Genomic DNA, 2,540 nt, shown 5'->3' on the forward strand with positions numbered 1-2,540 from the left:
TGAATTGACCCGAATTCCTTTTGGAGCTAATTGCTTAGCCAAACCACGTGTAAATCCCGTAATGGCAAATTTCGAAGCAGCATAATCCAGCAAAATAGGACTTGGGTCAAAACTTTGTACAGAAGTTGTCGTAATGATAGAAGCTCCTTTTGGCAAATAAGGCAAGGCAGCTTTTACTACCCAGAATAATGAAAAGACATTCACTTCAAATGTTTTACGAAGTTGGTCAGTTGGTAATTCAGTAATATCTGTTACAGCTTGCTGTTGGCCAGCAACTAAAGTCAATACGTCTAGACCATCTAGCTCGGTATAAGCTTGTTTCACTAAATCTTGGCAAAAAGATTCATCACTTAAATCTCCAGGTATCAATACTGCTTTTCGTCCTTCTGCTTCAATCAGTTCTTTTACTTCTTCAGCGTCTGATTGTTCTACCGGTAAATAATTGATCGCCACGTCGGCACCTTCACGCGCATAGGCTATCGCTTCTGCGCGACCTATCCCTGAATCTCCGCCTGTAATCAATGCTTTTCTGCCAACCAATTTTCCGCTTCCTTTATACGACGTTTCCCCGCAATCAGGCAAAGGATCCATTTTTCCTTGAATACCAGGAGTCTCTTGATATTGTTTAGGATAAGTTCCATTAAAATATTGATTTAGCGGATTTTGAGAAGTTGAATCAGTCATTAGTCGATCTCCTTCCTTTTTTTGGTTTTGCGATTTTGATCTTATAGATTCATTTTAACAAGTTAATTATTTTTCCGCATCTTATACGACTTTACAAAAAAACTCTTAAAATCATTTATTGATTTCAAGAGTTTACTTTTTAGGTTAAAAGAATATCATTATTGTTTTTTTCTGGACAATTTTAATAAATACTTTTCTTTAATGCTTCAAGATTGTTTTTCATTACTTGAATGTAATCAACACCGGCTTCTTGCTCTTTTTGAGTAACTCCTTCAATTGGATCCAAAATAGCCAATTCTATCCCTACCTCATTAGCTAACGTTTCAGCTATTTTTGAAGAGGCATTATTTTCAAAATAAATGTATTCTACATGGTATTTATTTACATATTCGGTTAATTCAGCTAGCTTTGCTGGACTGGGTTCTGTTTCAGCAGATAAACCAGAAATCGAAATTTGAGTTAACTCATATTGTTTTGCTAAATAAGCAAATGCTGCATGTTGGGTTACAAATACACGGTTCGTTGCATTTTTAAATGCCTCTTTAAATTCTTGATCTAATGCAGCTAATTTTTCGTTGTAAGCTGCTGCATTTTTTTGATAAGAGGCTGCATTTTCTGTATCAACTGTTGCAAGCCCTTCTTGAATATTTTTGACTTCTATTTGAGCTAGCACAGGATCTAACCAAACATGTGGATCAACAGCGTGATGGTGTTCTTTTGAGTGTTCCTCTTCTTCTGTTTCCGCATGATCGTCATGTTCGTCGTGCTCAATAAATTCAATTCCTTTGCTGGCATTAATGACCGTTACTTTCTTTGTATCAATAGCTTTTAACGCACTCGGTACCCAAGTTTCCATTTCATCACTATTATAAATAAAGACATCAGCATTTTCAATTTGGGCAATCATTTTTGCACTCGGTTCAAAATCATGCGGTTCCGTTCCAGCTGGGATCAACATGGCGACATCTGCTTTGTCTTGCACAATATTTTTTGTGAAATCATACATGGGATAAAAAGTTGTAACGATTTTTAACTTTCCAGTTGTATTTTCTCCATCGGTCCTATTAGACTGGTTCCCTGTGTTTCCGCAACCGACAAGCAATAAAATGGTTCCCACAACAGTCAGTACTAAACTCATAACTTTTCTCTTCTTTTGCATATACATCCTCCTGATCTTAACTAATTTTTTTAACTACCCTTTATTTTATGTAGTAAAATAAGCAAATAAACTTATTCCGACTAAATCGTAAAGGTTACGTTTTAAAGCATAACTCAATTTGCTTTTCAATGCAACTCTTTTTCGCTTACCTTAATCTTTTTTTGAATTCAGCTTAATTTTAAAAACATAAATCAGTTGGTATGTCTGCTTTTCTTTTAGATTAAATACCAGGACTTTTTTAGAAGTCAAACTATTGTAAAATAAATCCGTTAATCATGGTAGTATAGTAGATGATGAATGTATACATGTTCCGTTGTACCGTACTGATTTAAAAAGGAGATTATTTTTATGAAATATGTTAAAGATTCAAAGTTGTTATTTTGGACAATATGGCTATTAGCGGTCGTTATCATTATTTATGTTGCAACACGAATCAGCTTTGTTTTCCATCCGATTTTCGTTTTATTTTCGACCCTCTTTATCCCCGTTTTAAGTGCAGGGTTTTTATTTTACTTATTCAATCCTTTGATTAAACTTTTGCAAAAAGTAAAAATTAAACGCAGTTATGCCATTATTTTAGTTATGATTCTCTTTCTTGGTGGAGCAGCTGCTTTTATTATTAAGACCGTACCTGTCTTGATGGAACAATTATCAGATCTAGTTGCTAATATCCCATCTATTATTTCAGATATTGAAA

At 34.5% G+C, this 2,540-nt stretch carries 3 protein-coding genes; 1 reads left to right on the forward strand and 2 read right to left on the reverse strand.

Annotation, left to right across the window (positions count from 1 at the left end; genetic code table 11):
* Both RT405_RS08470 and RT405_RS08475 read right to left on the reverse strand, forming a co-directional pair.
* Positions 1-684: SDR family NAD(P)-dependent oxidoreductase (locus RT405_RS08470; RefSeq protein ID WP_313469084.1), on the reverse strand; the 684-nt coding region annotated here is incomplete at its 3' end.
* Positions 685-865: 181 nt separating this feature from the next.
* A complete protein-coding gene (locus RT405_RS08475) occupies positions 866-1,843 on the reverse strand; it encodes a metal ABC transporter substrate-binding protein (protein ID WP_313469085.1) in 978 nt (325 codons plus the stop codon).
* 348 nt (positions 1,844-2,191) lie between these two features.
* On the opposite strand from RT405_RS08475, the gene RT405_RS08480 reads away from it, so the two are divergent.
* Positions 2,192-2,540, forward strand: a 349-nt coding sequence (locus RT405_RS08480) for an AI-2E family transporter (RefSeq protein ID WP_313469086.1), incomplete at its 3' end; no start/stop codon positions are given.

This window comes from Carnobacterium sp. (genome assembly GCF_032094055.1).
Classification (GTDB): domain Bacteria; phylum Bacillota; class Bacilli; order Lactobacillales; family Carnobacteriaceae; genus Carnobacterium_A.

Coding starts and splice junctions, on each gene's coding strand:
- RT405_RS08475 (WP_313469085.1), bottom strand. CDS start 1,843: ATGCAAAAGAAGAGAAAAGTTATGAGTTTAGTACTGACTGTTGTGGGA.